Annotated in this window: 12 protein-coding genes; 10 read left to right on the forward strand and 2 right to left on the reverse strand. The window is 71.8% G+C overall.

Annotated features, from left to right (window positions below):
- Nucleotides 1-92: 92 nt before the first annotated feature.
- The gene (locus tag ACZ6BG_RS24340) at nt 93-1,835 is read right to left on the reverse strand and encodes a dolichyl-phosphate-mannose--protein mannosyltransferase (RefSeq protein ID WP_469004881.1); all 1,743 of its coding nucleotides are present in this window, start codon (nt 1,833-1,835) and stop codon (nt 93-95) included.
- Between the two features lie 62 nt (nt 1,836-1,897).
- On the opposite strand from ACZ6BG_RS24340, the gene rsmI reads away from it, so the two are divergent.
- The 10 genes from rsmI to ACZ6BG_RS24390 all read left to right on the forward strand — a co-directional run bounded on the left by rsmI (nt 1,898) and on the right by ACZ6BG_RS24390 (nt 15,725).
- Nucleotides 1,898-2,812 (forward strand): 16S rRNA (cytidine(1402)-2'-O)-methyltransferase, encoded by a 915-nt coding sequence (gene rsmI / locus ACZ6BG_RS24345; protein WP_469004883.1) that lies wholly within the window; start codon nt 1,898-1,900, stop codon nt 2,810-2,812.
- Nucleotides 2,813-3,129: 317 nt separating this feature from the next.
- Nucleotides 3,130-3,564, forward strand: a complete 435-nt coding sequence (locus ACZ6BG_RS24350) for a hypothetical protein (protein WP_469004886.1) — start codon at nt 3,130-3,132, stop codon at nt 3,562-3,564.
- Nucleotides 3,565-3,834: 270 nt separating this feature from the next.
- Nucleotides 3,835-4,707: a TatD family hydrolase gene (locus ACZ6BG_RS24355; protein ID WP_469004888.1), complete on the forward strand. Its 873-nt coding sequence runs from the start codon at nt 3,835-3,837 to the stop codon at nt 4,705-4,707.
- 485 nt (nt 4,708-5,192) lie between these two features.
- Nucleotides 5,193-6,536 (forward strand): ubiquitin-like domain-containing protein, encoded by a 1,344-nt coding sequence (locus ACZ6BG_RS24360; protein WP_469005265.1) that lies wholly within the window; start codon nt 5,193-5,195, stop codon nt 6,534-6,536.
- Between the two features lie 373 nt (nt 6,537-6,909).
- On the forward strand, nt 6,910-7,809 hold the full coding sequence (gene rsmA, locus ACZ6BG_RS24365; RefSeq protein ID WP_469004890.1) for a 16S rRNA (adenine(1518)-N(6)/adenine(1519)-N(6))-dimethyltransferase RsmA: 900 nt from the start codon (nt 6,910-6,912) through the stop codon (nt 7,807-7,809).
- 157 nt (nt 7,810-7,966) lie between these two features.
- Entirely contained in the window at nt 7,967-8,896 is a 930-nt protein-coding gene (locus ACZ6BG_RS24370) for a 4-(cytidine 5'-diphospho)-2-C-methyl-D-erythritol kinase (protein ID WP_469004892.1), read from the forward strand.
- A 98-nt stretch (nt 8,897-8,994) separates the two neighbouring features.
- Nucleotides 8,995-10,812, forward strand: a complete 1,818-nt coding sequence (locus ACZ6BG_RS24375) for an ABC-F family ATP-binding cassette domain-containing protein (RefSeq protein WP_469004895.1) — start codon at nt 8,995-8,997, stop codon at nt 10,810-10,812.
- Nucleotides 10,813-10,958: 146 nt separating this feature from the next.
- Complete coding sequence (locus ACZ6BG_RS24380) at nt 10,959-12,734, forward strand: outer membrane protein assembly factor BamB family protein (RefSeq protein ID WP_469004898.1); 1,776 nt, start codon at nt 10,959-10,961, stop codon at nt 12,732-12,734.
- A 49-nt stretch (nt 12,735-12,783) separates the two neighbouring features.
- Nucleotides 12,784-14,706: an outer membrane protein assembly factor BamB family protein gene (locus ACZ6BG_RS24385; RefSeq protein WP_469004900.1), complete on the forward strand. Its 1,923-nt coding sequence runs from the start codon at nt 12,784-12,786 to the stop codon at nt 14,704-14,706.
- 293 nt (nt 14,707-14,999) lie between these two features.
- Entirely contained in the window at nt 15,000-15,725 is a 726-nt protein-coding gene (locus ACZ6BG_RS24390) for a helix-turn-helix transcriptional regulator (protein ID WP_469004902.1), read from the forward strand.
- Here ACZ6BG_RS24390 and ACZ6BG_RS24395 read toward each other — a convergent pair.
- The gene (locus ACZ6BG_RS24395; protein WP_469004904.1) at nt 15,722-16,195 is read right to left on the reverse strand and encodes a carboxymuconolactone decarboxylase family protein; all 474 of its coding nucleotides are present in this window, start codon (nt 16,193-16,195) and stop codon (nt 15,722-15,724) included. The genes ACZ6BG_RS24390 and ACZ6BG_RS24395 overlap by 4 nt on opposite strands.
- Nucleotides 16,196-16,242: the final 47 nt, after the last annotated feature.

Here is a 16,242-nt window from a genome sequence, read left to right on the forward strand (position 1 = left end):
CCCTCCCCAGGAATCCCATCAGCCTAAGAGGGCCCCGGGACGGGAGGCGCGAAAAGCGTCGGGTCTTATCCGAAGGTGTCCGTTTATCGCTGTCAGACCCAGGTATCAAGCCACATTCTGGACCGCCAGGAATCGATCGGGATCGCCTGGCCGGTATAGATGGGCCAGAAGTAAATGAAATTCCAGAAGATCAGCAGGACCAGTACGCCGGACGCCGCCGCGCCCACCACCCGGCGGCGTTCCGAGGAACCCGGTGGTCCCAGGATCGCGCCGATCATCATGGCGAGGGCCAGGCACAGGAACGGCACGAAGACCACGGCGTAGAAGTAGAAGATGGTCCGTTCCTGGTACATGAACCAGGGCAGATATCCCGCCGCGACCCCGCACACGATCGCGCCCGCGCGCCAGTCCCTGCGGAAGAACCAGCGCCACAGGACGTAGAGCAGCGCGATGGCGGCCGCCCACCAGAGCAGGGGGGTGCCGAGCGCGAGGACCTCGCGGGCGCACTTCTCCTTGGTGTCGGCGGGGCAGCCGTCCGTGCCGGGCGAGGGCGACTCGTAGAAGTACGAGACCGGGCGGCCGTCGACGATCCAGCTCCACGGGTTGGACTGGTAGGTGTGCGGCGAGGACAGGCCGACGTGGAAGTCGTAGACCTTGTTCTCGTAGTGCCACAGGCTGCGCAGCCAGTCCGGCAGCCAGGACCAGTCGCTGTCCTTGCCTTCGGTCGCCGCCCAGTTGCGGTAGTAGCCGCCGCTGCCGTCGCTCGGCGAGAGGATCCAGCCCAGCCACGACACCAGATAGGTGAACACCGCGACCGGCACCGTGGCCACGAACGCGGGCAGCACGTCCCGCCGCACCGCCGCCAGGTACGGCCGGTCCGCCCCGGCGACCCGCCGCGCGCCCGCGTCCCACAACACGGTCATCAGGCAGAAGAAGACCATGATGTAGAGGCCGTTCCACTTCGTGGCGAAGGCCAGGCCCAGGCAGAGCCCGGCCGCCCAGCGCCACGGCCGCCGCCCCAGGCGCAGGGTGTGCGCCACGTACGCGTCCGGGCGCGCGATCCCGTCGGCGTCCACCGGCAGTGCCGCCGCGAGTCTCGCGCGTGCCTTGTCCCGGTCGATCAGCAGACAGCCGAACGCCGCGAGCACGAAGAACATCAGGACCTGGTCGAGCAGCGCCGTGCGGCTCATCACGAAGTGCAGGCCGTCCACGGTGAGCAGCGCGCCCGCGAGACAGCCGAGGAACGTCGAGCGGAAGAGGCGGCGCCCGATCCGGCACAGCATCAGGACCGACAGCGTGCCGAGCACCGCCGTCATGAACCGCCAGCCGAACGGGTCGAAGCCGAACAGCCACTCCCCGACGCCGATCACGTACTTGCCGACCGGCGGATGCACCACGTACGCCGGGTCCGTGGGCAGCGCGATGTCGCCGCCCTGCTTGATCACCGACTCGTTGATCTTGTCGGGCCAGCTCAGTTCGTAGCCCTTGTGGATGAGGGCCCAGGCGTCCTTCGCGTAGTACGTCTCGTCGAATATCACGTCCTTGGGGCTGCCGAGATTCCAGAACCGCAGCACCCCCGCCACCAGCGCGACCGCCAGCGGGCCCAGCCAGCCCGACCAGCGCATCAGCCGCTGCGACAACTGCCGGGGCACCCCGAGCGCCACCCACAGCCGCTCACCCGGCTGCGCGTACGGCGGGATGAGCCGCTCCCGCACATCTCCTCTGGGCCGGGCCGCGTAGCCGAAGCGGCGCAGCCGGTGCTGCCACGACGACGGCTGCCGCTCCTCGGCTGCCTGGCCCTGGCGGGTGTCCGGGGAAGACGCGGTACTGGTCACCGCGCCATCGTAGGGAACCTGACTGTGACAGTCCCGCGCCCGGCCCCTGCGAGGATGGATCCGTGACAGGAAGCGCAGATTCAGTCGTCAGTCCGTCCGGAAGCGCCGAAACCCCGGCTTCCGTCGGCACCCTCGTCCTCGCGGGCACCCCCATCGGCGATGTCGCGGACGCGCCGCCGCGGCTCGCCGCGGAGCTGGCCGGGGCCGATGTCGTGGCCGCCGAGGACACCCGCAGGCTGCGCCGGCTCACGCAGGCGCTCGGCGTGCAGGTGGGCGGCCGGGTCGTGTCGTACTTCGAGGGCAACGAGGCGGCACGCACGCCCGAGCTTGTCGAGGCCCTGGCCGACGGGTCGCGGGTGCTCCTGGTGACGGACGCGGGCATGCCGTCGGTGTCCGACCCCGGCTACCGCCTCGTGGCCGCCGCCGTCGAGCGCGGCATCCGGGTCACGGCCGTGCCCGGGCCCTCCGCCGTCCTCACCGCCCTCGCCCTGTCCGGGCTGCCCGTGGACCGCTTCTGCTTCGAGGGCTTCCTGCCGCGCAAGGCGGGCGAGCGGCTCTCGCGGCTTCGCGAGGCGGCCGAGGAGCGGCGCACGCTGGTGTACTTCGAGTCGCCGCGCCGCCTGGACGACACCCTCGCCGCGATGGCGGAGGCCTTCGGCGACGGGCGCAGGGCCGCGGTGTGCCGGGAGCTGACCAAGACCTACGAGGAGGTCCGCCGCGGTTCGCTGAAGGAGCTGGCGGAGTGGGCCGCGCCCGGCGACGTGCGCGGTGAGATCACCGTGGTGGTCGAGGGCGCCCCCGAGAAGGGCCCCGCGGAGCTGGGTCCGGAGGAACTGGTGCGCAGGGTCCGGGTGCGCGAGGAGGCGGGGGAGCGGCGCAAGGAGGCCATCGCGGCGGTCGCGGCCGACGCGGGGCTGCCCAAGCGGGAGGTGTTCGACGCGGTGGTGGCGGCGAAGAACGCGGGGCTCGGGGGCTGACCCCGCCGCTCCGGTGCCGGAGCGGGGCGGGCGACCTGGCGCACATGCCCGGCGCACAGGTCACGGTTACGGCGCAGAGGGCGCGCGGTAGAGCCCATCGGCGGGCAAAGGACTATCGTGAATGTTAAAGCGTGGGTCGCGCACCAGGCCGGTTCTCTATGGAAAGGCCAAATCGCGCCCAACAGTCGACAGGTCTGATGCGCTCGCTTAGGGAAAGGCGTCCACTGGTTCCAGGGGCGCACCCGTCCCACACTGTCGGACCGGGTCCGGAAAGATCCCGGTCGGCGGTGCTTGTCCAGCGGACAAGAGGAGCTGGCATGAGTGAGATCGCAGACACCGGTCACCACACCGTGGCTGTCAATGTCGTCCATGAGTCCTATGCCTTCGCCTGCATGCGCTGCGGGCACGGCTGGGAGCAGTCGTACGAGATAGAGCACCACGTCGACGGCAAGGGCCAGGAATTCGTGACGTATGTGGCGGACGGCCACCGGGTGCCGTCGCCGCTGACCCGGCCCACCTGCCTGAACTGCGGCGGGCACGTGGTGCGCATCATGCGGGCGGGTCAGGTGTCCTCGGTGCGGTCGGCACTCGAGTCCCTGCATCACCGGCAGGCCGCCCAGCGCGTGGCCCGGGGCGGGACGGCTGCCGCTGAGGGTGCGGCGCCCGCCGACGACGAGTCGGCCCCCGAACCCAAGCACCACTGGCACCTGTCGGACCTGCTGCACCCCTTCCACCACCGCAAGGCGGGCTGACCTTCGCGGGGCGCCCCGGGCCCGCCCCTTCCCGGCTGTGTCGATTTGCGGCTCCGCCGCGTGGGGGGCTCCGCCCCAGACCCCGCTCCTCAAACTCCCCCGAGCTCTTAAGGAGCAGGGGGGACCCCCACGAGGGGCTGCCTATAGCCCGTCCGGCGTTTGAGGACGAGGCGCGGAGCGGCGACAAGCGGGGGTCCGGGGGCGGCAGCCCCCGGTTTCGGGAAGGGGCGGGATTGGGGAAAGCCCCGCAGGGCTTCGTACGATCGACGCATGCCTGCCGACAAGAACGCCGCCCCGCCGCAGCCCGAGCCGCTGCGGGTGCCGGTCGCCGACTCCCACACCCACCTCGACATGCAGTCCGGCACCGTCGAGGGCGCCCTCGCCAAGGCGGCCGAGGCGGGCGTGACGACGGTCGTGCAGGTGGGCTGCGACGTGGCGGGCTCCCGCTGGGCCGCCGACACCGCGGCCGCGCACCCGGCCGTGCACGCGGCCGTGGCCCTGCACCCGAACGAGGCGCCGCGCATCGTGCACGGCGACCCCGACGGCTGGTCGCGCCAGGGCGCCCGCCCCGCCGGGGGCGACGCGGCCCTGGACGAGGCGCTCGCCGAGATCGACCGGCTCGCCGCCCTCGCGCACGTCAAGGGCGTCGGCGAGACCGGCCTCGACCACTTCCGCACGGGCCCGGAGGGCAAGGCCGCCCAGGAGCGCTCCTTCCGCGCCCACATCGAGATCGCCAAGCGGCACGGCAAGGCCCTGGTCATCCACGACCGCGAGGCCCACGAGGACGTGTTGCGGATCCTGAAGGAGGAGGGCGCCCCCGAGCGCACCGTCTTCCACTGCTACTCCGGCGACGCCGCCATGGCCCGGATCTGCGCGGAACACGGCTACTTCATGTCCTTCGCGGGCAACGTCACGTTCAAGAACGCCCAGCCGCTGCGCGACGCGCTCGCCGTCGCCCCGCTGGAACTCGTCCTCGTCGAGACCGACGCGCCCTTCCTGACCCCCGCCCCGTACCGCGGACGGCCCAACGCCCCCTATCTCATTCCGGTCACGCTCCGCGCCATGGCCGAGGTCCGGGGCGTCGACGAGGACACCATGGCCGCGGCGATCTCCTCGAACACGGCCCGCGCCTTTGATTACTGATCGATAACGACCGAAGGCTTCCCGGGCCTGACAGCTTGGGTCAACACGGCGACACAGAGTAGTCGTCCTGCTTTGGAGAGTGACGGAGCCTCCGCTAGGTTCTGCAAGCCGATCTGCACTTGGCTTGTCAGTGGTCACTTGTCAGCTGGAGCGTCGTCGTGAGCAAACCGCAGTACGAGACGTACGAGCAGCCGCAGTACGCGCCGCACGGGCCGCACGGTCCGTATGACGCCTACGACGCCTACGACCCGTACGGGCTCGCGTACGGATACGAGGGCGCGGGCGTCGGCGGGGGAGCGGTGGACGGGCCCGCGACGCAGGTGTTCACCGCCGCGGAGTTCAGCGCGGCGGACGCGTTCGACCGCGCCGAGGGGTTCGCCGGGAACGGGGTGCCCACGCAGGTCTTCGGGGCGGGCGGCGCCGTCGTGGACGAGCTGCCGACGCGGGCGTTCACGCCGGACGCGTTCGCCGGGGGCGGCTTCGCGGTGGATCCGCCGGCGAGCCAGGGCGGGGGCGCGTACGGGTATCCGCACTCCGGTGCGCAGGGGTACGCGGGGGCGGCGGACGGGCGGGACGGCCGGGGAGCCGGCGAAGGGGTGGCGGGGGACGTGGCGTTCGACGACGAGGGGTTCGGGGACGGGGTGGTCGGGGACGAGGGGGCCGACGGCGAGGCGGCCGACGGGGCCGGTGACGGGCGTGGCGGGGCGCGGCGGGGGGCGCGGCGCAGGCGGAGCGCCGAGCGGCCCGACGGACTGCGCAGGCTCGTGCCGCAGGCGCTGGTCGTCGCGTTCCTCGCGGGCGGCACCTCCGCCTTCGTCGCCAACGACAAGGCCGTCCAGCTCACCGTCGACGGCAAGGCGCGCACCCTGCACACCTTCGCCGACGACGTGGGCGAACTCCTCGCCGACGAGGGCGTGGAGGTCGGCGCGCACGACATCGTCGCCCCCACCACGGCCACCGCCCTCGCCAGCGGCGACGAGATCGCCGTCCGCTACGGGCGGCCCGTCCAGCTCACCCTCGACGGCCACCGCCGCGAGGTCTGGACGACCGCCCGCACCGTCGACGGGGCGCTCCAGCAGCTCGGGGTGCGCGCCGAGGGGGCGTATCTGTCGGCCTCGCGCAGCAAGCGCATCGCCCGCGAAGGGCTCGACCTGGACGTCCGTACCGAACGCACCGTCACGATCATGGCCGACGGGCGGTCCCGGACCATCCGTACGAACGCGGCGACCGTCGGCGAGGCGGTCGAGGAGTCCGGGGTGACCCTGCGCGGCTCCGACACCACGTCCGTGCCGCCCGGCAGCTTCCCGCGCGACGGGCAGACCGTCACCGTCATGCGGATCTCCGGCCGCAAGGAGGTCCGCGAGGAGCCGATCCCGTTCGACGTCCGCAAGACCGAGGACGCCTCGCTGCCGCGCGGCACGGAGGTCGTGGCGCAGGCCGGGCGGGAGGGCGCGCGGCGGATCACGTACTCGGTACGGACCGTCAACGGCGTGAAGCAGAAGCCGAAGCGGTTGCGGAGCGAAGTGGTGCGGGAGCCGCAGACGCGGATCGTGAAGGTCGGCACGAAGGTCGTGCCGACCGCCGTCGCCGGTGCCGAGGGGCTCAACTGGGGCGCCCTCGCCGCGTGCGAGTCCGGTGGGCGGGCCTCGGCCGTCGACCCCTCCGGCACGTACGGCGGGCTCTACCAGTTCGACACCCAGACCTGGCAGTCCCTCGGCGGCGCGGGCCGCCCCCAGGACGCCCCCGCCGCGGAACAGACCCACCGAGCGAAGAAGCTCTACGTCCAACGGGGCGCCAGCCCCTGGCCCCACTGCGGCCGCCGCCTCTGACGTGCTACTGGAGCGACCAGCGACCTGCCCCGCCGCTCCGCGGCGGATCTCTCCCACCCGCCCACCCGGCGATGAGCCTGCGGCTGCCCCCGGCTCCCCGGTGCCGGGTCCGGTCGTTCGGCGTCGCTGGGGTGGATGGGTGGATGGGTGGATGGGTGGATGGATGGGCGGGTGGGCTGCGCGTGAGGCCCACGGTGGGCACTTCAGCCCGTCCGGCGTTTGAGGACGAGGCGCGGAGCGCCGATTGCGGGGGACAGGGGCGGAGCCCCATGAGTTCGGGGCGGGGCCGGCCGGCACGGCGGGGCCTGGGGCAGCGCGCCCCAGGGCAACCGCACGAGCAGGTGAGCGGCGGACCCAGGGCTACCCTGGGGCGGTGAGCACCACCGAGCAAGGCCCCCTCCTCGGCCCCGCCGACATCCGCGACCTCGCCGCGACCCTCGGCGTACGCCCGACCAAGCAGCGCGGCCAGAACTTCGTCATCGACGCGAACACGGTCCGCCGTATCGTCCGCACCGCGGACGTCGGCCCGGACGACGTCGTCGTCGAGGTCGGCCCGGGCCTCGGCTCGCTGACCCTGGCCCTCCTGGAGACCGCGTCCCACGTGACCGCCGTGGAGATCGACGACGTGCTCGCCGCGGCCCTCCCGGCGACGGTCGAGGCCCGCCTCCCGCGGAAGGCGGCCTCCTTCGACCTGGTCCACAGCGACGCCATGCTGGTGCGTGAGCTCCCGGGGCCCGCCCCGACGGCCCTGGTCGCGAACCTCCCGTACAACGTGGCCGTACCGGTCCTGCTGCACATGCTGGACACCTTCCCCAGCATCGAGCGCACGCTGGTGATGGTGCAGGCGGAGGTCGCCGACCGCCTCGCCGCCGACCCCGGCTCGAAGGTGTACGGCGTCCCGTCGGTGAAGGCGAACTGGTACGCCGAGGTCAAGCGCGCGGGCGCCATCGGCCGCAACGTCTTCTGGCCCGCCCCGAACGTCGACTCGGGCCTGGTGTCACTGGTGCGCCGCGCCGAGCCCCTGAAGACCACCGCGTCCAAGCGGGAGGTGTTCGCCGTCGTCGACGCGGCCTTCGCCCAGCGCAGGAAGACGCTGCGCGCGGCCCTCGCGGGCTGGGCGGGCTCCGCCGCGGCGGCCGAGGCGGCGCTGGTGGCGGCGGGCGTCTCGCCACAGGCGCGCGGCGAGTCCCTGACGGTGGAGGAGTTCGCGAGGATCGCGGAGAACAAGGTGGGGGCCACCGCGGAGACCAAGGCCGAGCCCACCGGCGACTAGCCCAGCGGCAACGAGCCCGCTGGCGCCGAGCCCACCGGCGACGGGCCCACCGGCGACCAGCCCACCGCGAGCGCCGCCCGAGCACCACCCGTAACCACCAGCCCAAACCACCAGCCCAAACCACCACCCAGCGCAAGGGAAACAAGGACCCCCGCCAGTGACCACGCCCCCCGGCACCACCGCACCCCGCGGCATCACCGTCCGCGTCCCCGCCAAGGTCAACGTCCAGCTCGCCGTCGGCGCCGCGCGGCCCGACGGGTTCCACGACCTCGCGAACGTCTTCCTGGCCGTCGGCCTGTACGACGAGGTCACGGTGACCCCGGCGGACGAGCTGCGGGTGACCTGCGAGGGGCCGGGCGCGGACCAGGTCCCCCTGGACCGGACGAACCTGGCGGCGCGCGCGGCCGAGGCGCTGGCCGCGCGGTACGGCCGCCGGGCCGACGTGCACCTCCACATCGCCAAGGACATCCCCGTCGCGGGCGGCATGGCGGGCGGCAGCGCGGACGGCGCGGCCGCCCTGCTGGCGTGCGACGCGCTGTGGGGGACCGGGGCGTCCCGGGCCGAACTCCTGGACATCTGCGCCGAGTTGGGCAGTGACGTGCCGTTCAGCCTGGTCGGCGGCGCCGCCCTCGGCACCGGGCGGGGCGAGAAGCTGGCCGAGCTGCCCGTCGGCGGCACCTTCCACTGGGTGTTCGCCGTCGCCGACGGCGGCCTCTCCACCCCGGCGGTGTACCGCGAGTTCGACCGCCTCACACCGGAGGCCCCCGCCCCCGAGGCGTCCGAGCCCCTGCTCGCGGCCCTGCGTACCGGCGACGCCACCGCCCTCGCGGACACCCTCGCCAACGACCTCCAGGCCGCCGCCCTGTCCCTCTTCCCGTCGCTCGCCGACACCCTGAGGACGGGCACGGCCGCGGGCGCCCTCGCCGCGATCGTCTCCGGCTCCGGGCCCACCACGGCCTTCCTCGTCGAGGACGAGGGGGCGGCGGAGCGCGTGGCCGGGGCCCTGCTCGCCTCGGGCACCTGCCGGGCCGCCCGGGTGGCGCGGGCGCCCGCCCCGGGCGCGACGGTGATCGAGCCGCGCGCCTAGGACGGCCGCGTACGTCCCGCCCAGCGGGCACCCGCCGCCGAAGGCCCCGGGGCCCGACTACGCTGGACGATCGATCGCATTCCGTCGTCAGGAGAGAAATGGCCGTCAACCTGGTCAATGTCGAGGCAGTCAGCAAGGTGTACGGCACCCGCGCGCTGCTCGACGGTGTCTCGCTCGGTGTGTCCGAGGGGGACAGGATCGGCGTGGTCGGGCGCAACGGTGACGGGAAGACGACCCTCATCCGCATGCTCGCCAAGCTGGAGGAGGCCGACACCGGACGCGTCACGCACAGCGGCGGGCTGCGGATCGGGGTGCTCACGCAGCACGACTCGCTCGACCCGGCGGCCACCGTGCGGCACGAGGTCATCGGTGACCTCGCCGACCACGAGTGGGCGGGCAACGCGAAGATCCGGGACGTGCTCACGGGCCTGTTCGGCGGGCTCGACCTGCCCGGGTTCCCGCAGGGGCTCGACACCGTCATCGGTCCGCTGTCCGGCGGCGAGCGGCGGCGCATCGCGCTCGCGCAGCTCCTGATCGCCGAGCAGGACCTGATCGTCCTCGACGAGCCGACCAACCACCTCGACGTGGAAGGCATCTCCTGGCTCGCCCGGCATCTGCGCGAGCGCCGCTCGGCGCTGGTGTGCGTCACGCACGACCGGTGGTTCCTGGACCAGGTGTGCACACGGATGTGGGACGTGCAGAAGGGCACGGTCTACGAGTACGAGGGCGGGTACTCCGACTACGTGTTCGCGCGCGCCGAGCGCGAGCGCATCGCCGCCACCGAGGAGGCCAAGCGGCAGAACCTGGTCCGCAAGGAGCTGGCGTGGCTGCGGCGCGGCGCCCCGGCCCGCACGTCCAAGCCCCGGTTCCGGGTGGAGGCGGCCAACGAGCTGATCAAGGACGTGCCGCCGCCCCGGGACACCAGCGAGCTGATGAAGTTCGCCACCACCCGGCTCGGCAAGACCGTCTTCGACCTGGAGGACGTGAGCGTCCAGGCCGGGCCGAAGCTGCTCCTGAAGCATCTGACCTGGCAGCTCGGCCCCGGCGACCGCGTCGGCCTGGTGGGCGTGAACGGCGCGGGCAAGACCTCGCTGCTGCGCGCCATGGCCGAGGCGGCCCGGTCGGCCGGTGAGACGCAGCCCGCCGCGGGCCGGGTCGTGGTCGGCAAGACGGTCAAGCTGGCCTATCTGTCGCAGGAGGTCGCCGAGCTGAAGCCGACGCTCAGGGTCCTCGAGGCCGTGCAGCAGGTGCGGGAGCGGGTCGACCTCGGCAAGGGCCGGGAGATGACCGCGGGCCAGCTGTGCGAGACCTTCGGGTTCAGCAAGGAGAAGCAGTGGACGCCCGTCGGTGACCTGTCCGGCGGTGAGCGGCGGCGGCTGCAGTTGCTGCGCCTGCTCATGGACGAGCCGAACGTCCTCTTCCTCGACGAGCCCACCAACGACCTCGACATCGAGACGCTGACGCAGTTGGAGGACGTGCTCGACGGGTGGCCCGGCTCGATGGTGGTGATCTCACACGACCGGTTCTTCGTCGAGCGCACCACGGACCGGGTGTTCGCCCTCATGGGCGACGCCACGATGCGGATGCTGCCGCGCGGCATCGACGAGTACCTGGAGCGCAGGAACCGGATGGCGGAGGCCGCGGCGGCCTCGGTCGCCCCGGCGCCCGCCGCCGCTGCCCCGGACGGGACGAAGGCCGTGTCGGCCGCCGACGCGCGCGCCGCGAAGAAGGAACTCCAGAAGATCGAACGGCAGCTGGACAAGATTTCCGAAAAGGAGACCAAGCTGCACGCGCAGATCGCCAATAACGCCACAGACTTTGAAAAGGTGGCGAAATGGGACGCGGAGCTGCGCGAACTTGTCGGCGAGCGCGAGGAGTTGGAGATGCGTTGGCTGGAACTCGCGGAGGATGCGTGAGTTTCCCGTAACAGACGCATTACAGGCCGGTCCTCCCTTGGGAACAGGGGCAGGACCGGCTCCGTCGATGGCTGGATCGGAGTGATAGAAAGGGCAGCCTGAGCACCACTTGGCGTGCCGAAAAATCAGTGAAGGGGGAAGCGCTGATGACTCAGCCGCCCAATCAGCCGCCGCACGGCGGCTTCGGAGCTCCACAGGATCCACAGCAGGGCGCGACCCCGCAGCCCGGCTATGGCTACCCCCAGCAGCAGCCCGGCCAGGCAGGCCCCTACGGCTATCCGCAGCAGCCCGGACCGTACGGCCAGCCCACGCAGCCGGGCCAGCCGGGCCCCTACGACCAGCCCACGCAGCCGGGCCAGCCGGGTCCCTACGGCCAGCAGCCCGGCCCGTACGGGCAGCCCACGCAGCCCGGCCAGCCGGGCCCCTACGGCCAGCAGCCGGGCTACGGCTACCCGCAGCAGATGCCCACCGGCGCCCCGGGCACCCCGCCCCCGAGCGGCGGCAAGGGGCCCTTCAAGGGCAAGTCCGCCGTGATCATCGGGGCGGCCGTGGCTGCCCTCCTGGTCGCGGGCGGCGCCGTCTTCGCGCTGTCCGGCGGTGACGACGACAAGAAGAAGTCCGAGTCGAAGAACAAGAACCCCAAGTCCTCCGCCCCGGCCAACCCGGGCGACGGCAGCGGCGACGGCCACGAGGGCAAGGAGGACCTCAACGAGGGCCGCCAGTCCGGCGAGGCCAAGGTCCTCTGGTACAAGGAGGCGCCCAAGGCCCCCGGCAAGGGCGCCGAAGCCCCCGGCATGTGGGTCGAGGACGGCATCGCGGTCAAGGCCGCGTACCGGGAACTGCTCGCCTACCACGTGGACTCCGGCAAGCCCGCCTGGCCCGCGATCAAGCTGCCGCAGGAGATCTGCGCGGCCACCCCGCAGGTCAGCGACGACGGCAAGATCGTCGTCGCGTACAAGGCCGGTACGAAGCAGAACGCCAAGTGCGACCAGCTCCAGGTCATCGATCTGAAGACGGGCAAGAGGGGCTGGCAGAAGCAGACCAAGGAGAAAGGCTTCTTCGACTTCACCACCGGCCTGGAGCTGAGCATCACCGGCGACACCCTGATGGTCGGCCGCTCCCAGTCCGGCACCGCCTACAGCGTCAGCGACGGCGACAAGCTGTTCGACGCGGAGAAGAAGGACGAGGGCACCTGCTTCCCGGCCGGGTTCACCGGCGGCGACCGCATGCTGATGAAGTTCTCGTGCGGGGCGAGCACGCCCACCGAGCACGACGAGGTCGTGGAGCTCGACCCCAAGACCGGCAAGGTCCAGTGGACGAAGAAGTTCCCCAAGGGCTGGCGCCTGGAGCACGTCTACTCCACCAGCCCCACCGTCCTCTACGCCACCAACGAGGACAAGAAGCAGTGGAACATCACCACGCTGAAGTCCGGCAGCTCCGCCACCCGCTCCGAGGTCCAGGTGAACGAGGACTTCGCGCCGGAGTGCGGCTGGGGCGGACTCGGCGGTGACCTGCAGGCCTGCTCCGGTGCCGTCGCCGACGACAAGTACCTCTACCTGCCGACCAAGAAGACGTCCGGCGCCAACCAGATCGTCGCGATCAGCCTGGCCAGCGGCAAGGAGGCCTGGCGGACGAAGTCACCGCTGGCCACCTCGATGGTGCCGATGAAGACCCAGGGAGGCGACCTGGTGGCGTACGTCGAGCCGTCGTACGACTCCGGCGGCCGCGTCGTGTCCATCGGCACCAGCGGCTCGCACACACCGAAGACACTGCTGCAGAACCCGGCGGGGACGTCGAAGATCGAGAACGGCTTCTACTCGAAGGCGGTCGACTACGTGGACGGGCGCTTCTACCTCTCCACCACCCGGCTCTCCGGCACCGCTCAAGGCCGCGAGAAGCTGATGCTGGCCTACGGCAAGTGACCCTCCCCACCGCTCAGCCACCCCTTCCGTCCCCCCAAGGAAAGACGTCATGACACAGCCGCCCCAGCCGCCCAACCAGCCGCCGCAGGGCGGGTTCGGCGCCCCCCAGGACCCCCCGCAGGGCGGGTTCGGCGCTCCCCAGACGCCCCCACAGCCCGGCTACGGCTACCCGCAGGCGCCGCAGCCCCCGCAGACCCCGCCGCCCGCAGCCCCGGCGGCCCCGCCCGCGGCTCCGCAGACGCCTCCGCCGCCCCCGCAGGGCCAGCCGAACCAGGGCTACCCGCAGCCGCCGGCGGCCCCAGGCACCCCGCCGCCCGCCGCGCCCGGCACCCCGCCGCCCTCCTACGCCCAGCCGACGCAGGCCGCCTTCCCGGCCGTGGGGCAGCAGCCCCCCGGCTACGGCTACCCGGGGCAGCCCGGCCAGCCCGCCCCACAGCAGGGCTACGGCTACCCGCAGCCGCCGACCATGCCGATGCAGCCCCAGCCGGGCGGCGGTGGTGGCAAGAAGCCCAACAAGCAGATGCTGATCATCGTCGCGGCCGTCGCGGCCATCGGCCTGATCGTCGGCGGCGGTGTCATCTACGCCGGTTCGAAGAAGGACGACGACAAGAAGAACAGCGCCGACGGCGGCGACGGCAAGGGCGGCAAGGGCAAGAAGGGCGGCTCCGACGGACCGCCTGCCGCCGGCGGCCCCGCCAAGGAGAAGGTCCCGGGGAACACCAGCGCCAAGGTCGGCTTCCAGGTCCCGGCGCCCGAGGTGCCCAAGGACAGCGTGTGGAGCGTCGCGGGCTCCTGGCTCACCGACGACACGTACGTCAAGAGCGGCTACGTGGGCAAGGACAAGGACCACGCCCTCATCGCCTACGACCCCGCCTCCGGCAAGCAGAAGTGGACGATCCCGCTGGCCGGTGAGACCTGCGCGGTCTCCAAGGAGGTCACCGACGAGGGCATCGCCGCGGTCGTCTACAAGGACGCCAAGTCCACCAAGGCGAACAAGTACCCCGACTGCAGCCAGGTCTCCGCGGTCGACCTGAAGTCCGGCAAGAAGCTGTGGACCGAGAGCGTCACCGGCAGCGGCTCGCCCGTGGAGTTCGAGGAGATCGCCATCTCCGGCGACACCGTCGCCGCGGGCGCGGGCACCGGCGGCACCGGCGCGGCCTGGGACCTCTCCGGCAAGCTGCTGTGGAAGCCGAAGATCGGCGACGAGTGCAAGGACGCCGGTTACGCGGGCGGCGACCAGCTCGTCGCGGTCCGCAAGTGCGGCGGCTACGGCGACGAGAAGCTGAAGATCCAGCTCCTCGACCCGAAGACCGGCAAGGACAAGTGGAGCTATCCGCTGACCGCCGGCGTCGACAACGCCAAGATCATCTCGACCAACCCGATCGTCTTCGGCCAGGACACCGAGGAGATCACGGCGAGCGGCGCCACGGACGTGTTCTCGCTGAGCAACGCCGGCAAGCTGCGCGCCCGCATCAAGCTGGAGGACGGCAAGTACTCGCACGACTGCGAGGTCAACAAGTGGGCGAGCTGCAGCGCCATCGTCGTCGGCAACGACAAGCTGTACGTGCCCACGCGCCAGCACGACGCGGGCGGCTCCGACTACGGCTTCACCAACGAGATCATCGCGTTCTCGCTGGCCACCGGCAAGACGACCGGTGACCGCGCCGACGCGGGCGACGACGGCGAGATGTTCCCGATCCGCATGGACGGCGGCAACCTCCTCGCGTACAAGGGCGGCGGCTACAACAAGGGCGCCAAGGTCGTCTCGCTCGACGGCAAGTCGATGAAGGAGACCACGCTCCTGCAGACGCCCGCGACCGAGTCGGTCAGCCGCGCCATCAGCGGCATGGTCCCGAAGTCCAACGAACTCCTCTACACCGGCGGCAACTTGTTCTTCGGCAAGAAGCTGATCAGCAAGCCGTACTCCAAGGACGACAAGGAGTTCATCGCGCTGGGCTTCACCACCCAGTAGCCGCTCCCGAAGCGTCACCCGGCCCCGCGCTCGCCCGAACGAGTGCGGGGCCGTTTCGCGTTGCCCCGGTTCACGCTCCGTACTCGCGTGCTGGACCCGCTGTGCGCATACCAGGAGCCCCCCGTGTCCATGCTTCTGAACGGCCTTGATTGAGGCATTCCGGGCCGCTTCTGCACGATAGGGGCAGCGCAATGTCGAACAAGCGTGTAGCTTCCGGGGGATGGAGGGCCGGGGCCCCCGATCCGTGGGGGGATCATTGGGGGAATCCGTGGGGGACTTTGGGGGGTTGCGCTGTGGGTGTGCGGCTCATGGTGGTCGACGACCACCGATTGCTCGCCGAGGCACTCGCCTCGGCGCTGAAGCTGCGCGGGCACCGGGTGCTCGCCGCGGCGGCGCCCGCCGCCGGGGCGGCGGAGCTGGTGATCAGCAGGGCGCCGGAGGTGTGCCTGCTCGGCACGGCCACACCGGCGGAGCCGGGCATGTTCGACCCGGTGGTGCGGATCAAGCGGGAGCGGCCGCAGGTCGCCGTGGTGGTGCTCGGGCCCGTTCCGTCGCCCCGCGGCATCGCGGCGGCGTTCGCCTCCGGCGCGTCCGGATACGTACGTCATGACGAGCGCATCGAAGGAGTCGAGCGCGCCATCATGAAGGCGCGCGCCGGGGAGGCCGCCGTCGCACCCCAATTGCTCCAAGGCGCCTTCAGCGAACTTCTCAACCCCGCCGCCCAGCCCGACGACGAGGGGCAGCGGCTGCTGCAGATGCTCACTCCGCGTGAGGTGGAGGTGCTTGTGCGGGTCGCCGACGGGGAGGACACACGGCTCATCGCCGCCGGGATGGGGATCGCGCCCAGCACGGCGCGGACGCATGTGCAGCGGGTGCTGATGAAGCTCGGGGTCGGGTCCCGGCTTGAGGCGGCCGCGCTTGCCGCGCGGACGGGGTTGCTTGATCGGGCCGAGCGGAGTGGGGGCGGGGAGGGAGAGCCCGCCGGGGGCGGGGAGCCCCACGACGGGCTGAGACGTTAGGCGTACTGGCCCGGCACGTAGTCGCCCGCGGGCTGTTGGGTGATGACGTTTCCCCGGTTGAAGGTGTTGATGAGGGCGATCTGGCCCACCAGTGCCGCGAGTTGCTCCTCGTCGTAGTGCTTGGCGGCGTTCGCCCAGGCCTCGTCCGTGACGCCGCCTGCGGCGTCCGCGATGCGGGTGCCCTGTTCCGTCAGTTCCAGGGCGGCGCGCTCGGCGTCGGTGAAGACCTTGGCCTCGCGCCAGGCGGCGATCAGGTTGAGACGGAGCGAGGTCTCACCGGCGGCCGCGGCGTCCTTGGTGTGCATGTCGAGGCAGCCGCCGCAGCCGTTGATCTGGCTGGCGCGGATCTTCACCAGTTCGAGGGTCGCGGCGGGGACCGTCGACTCGACGAGGACCTTGTTCGCCGCGATGATGTGCTTCCAGAACTTCATCGCGGTCGGGTTCGCGAACATGTTCAGACGGGCTTCCATGGCGTGCTCCTCTGCCGTTGTCATGGGCTTGCACACCTAGGACGGAG

The sequence above is a fragment of the Streptomyces sp. NPDC041205 genome (assembly GCF_055591765.1).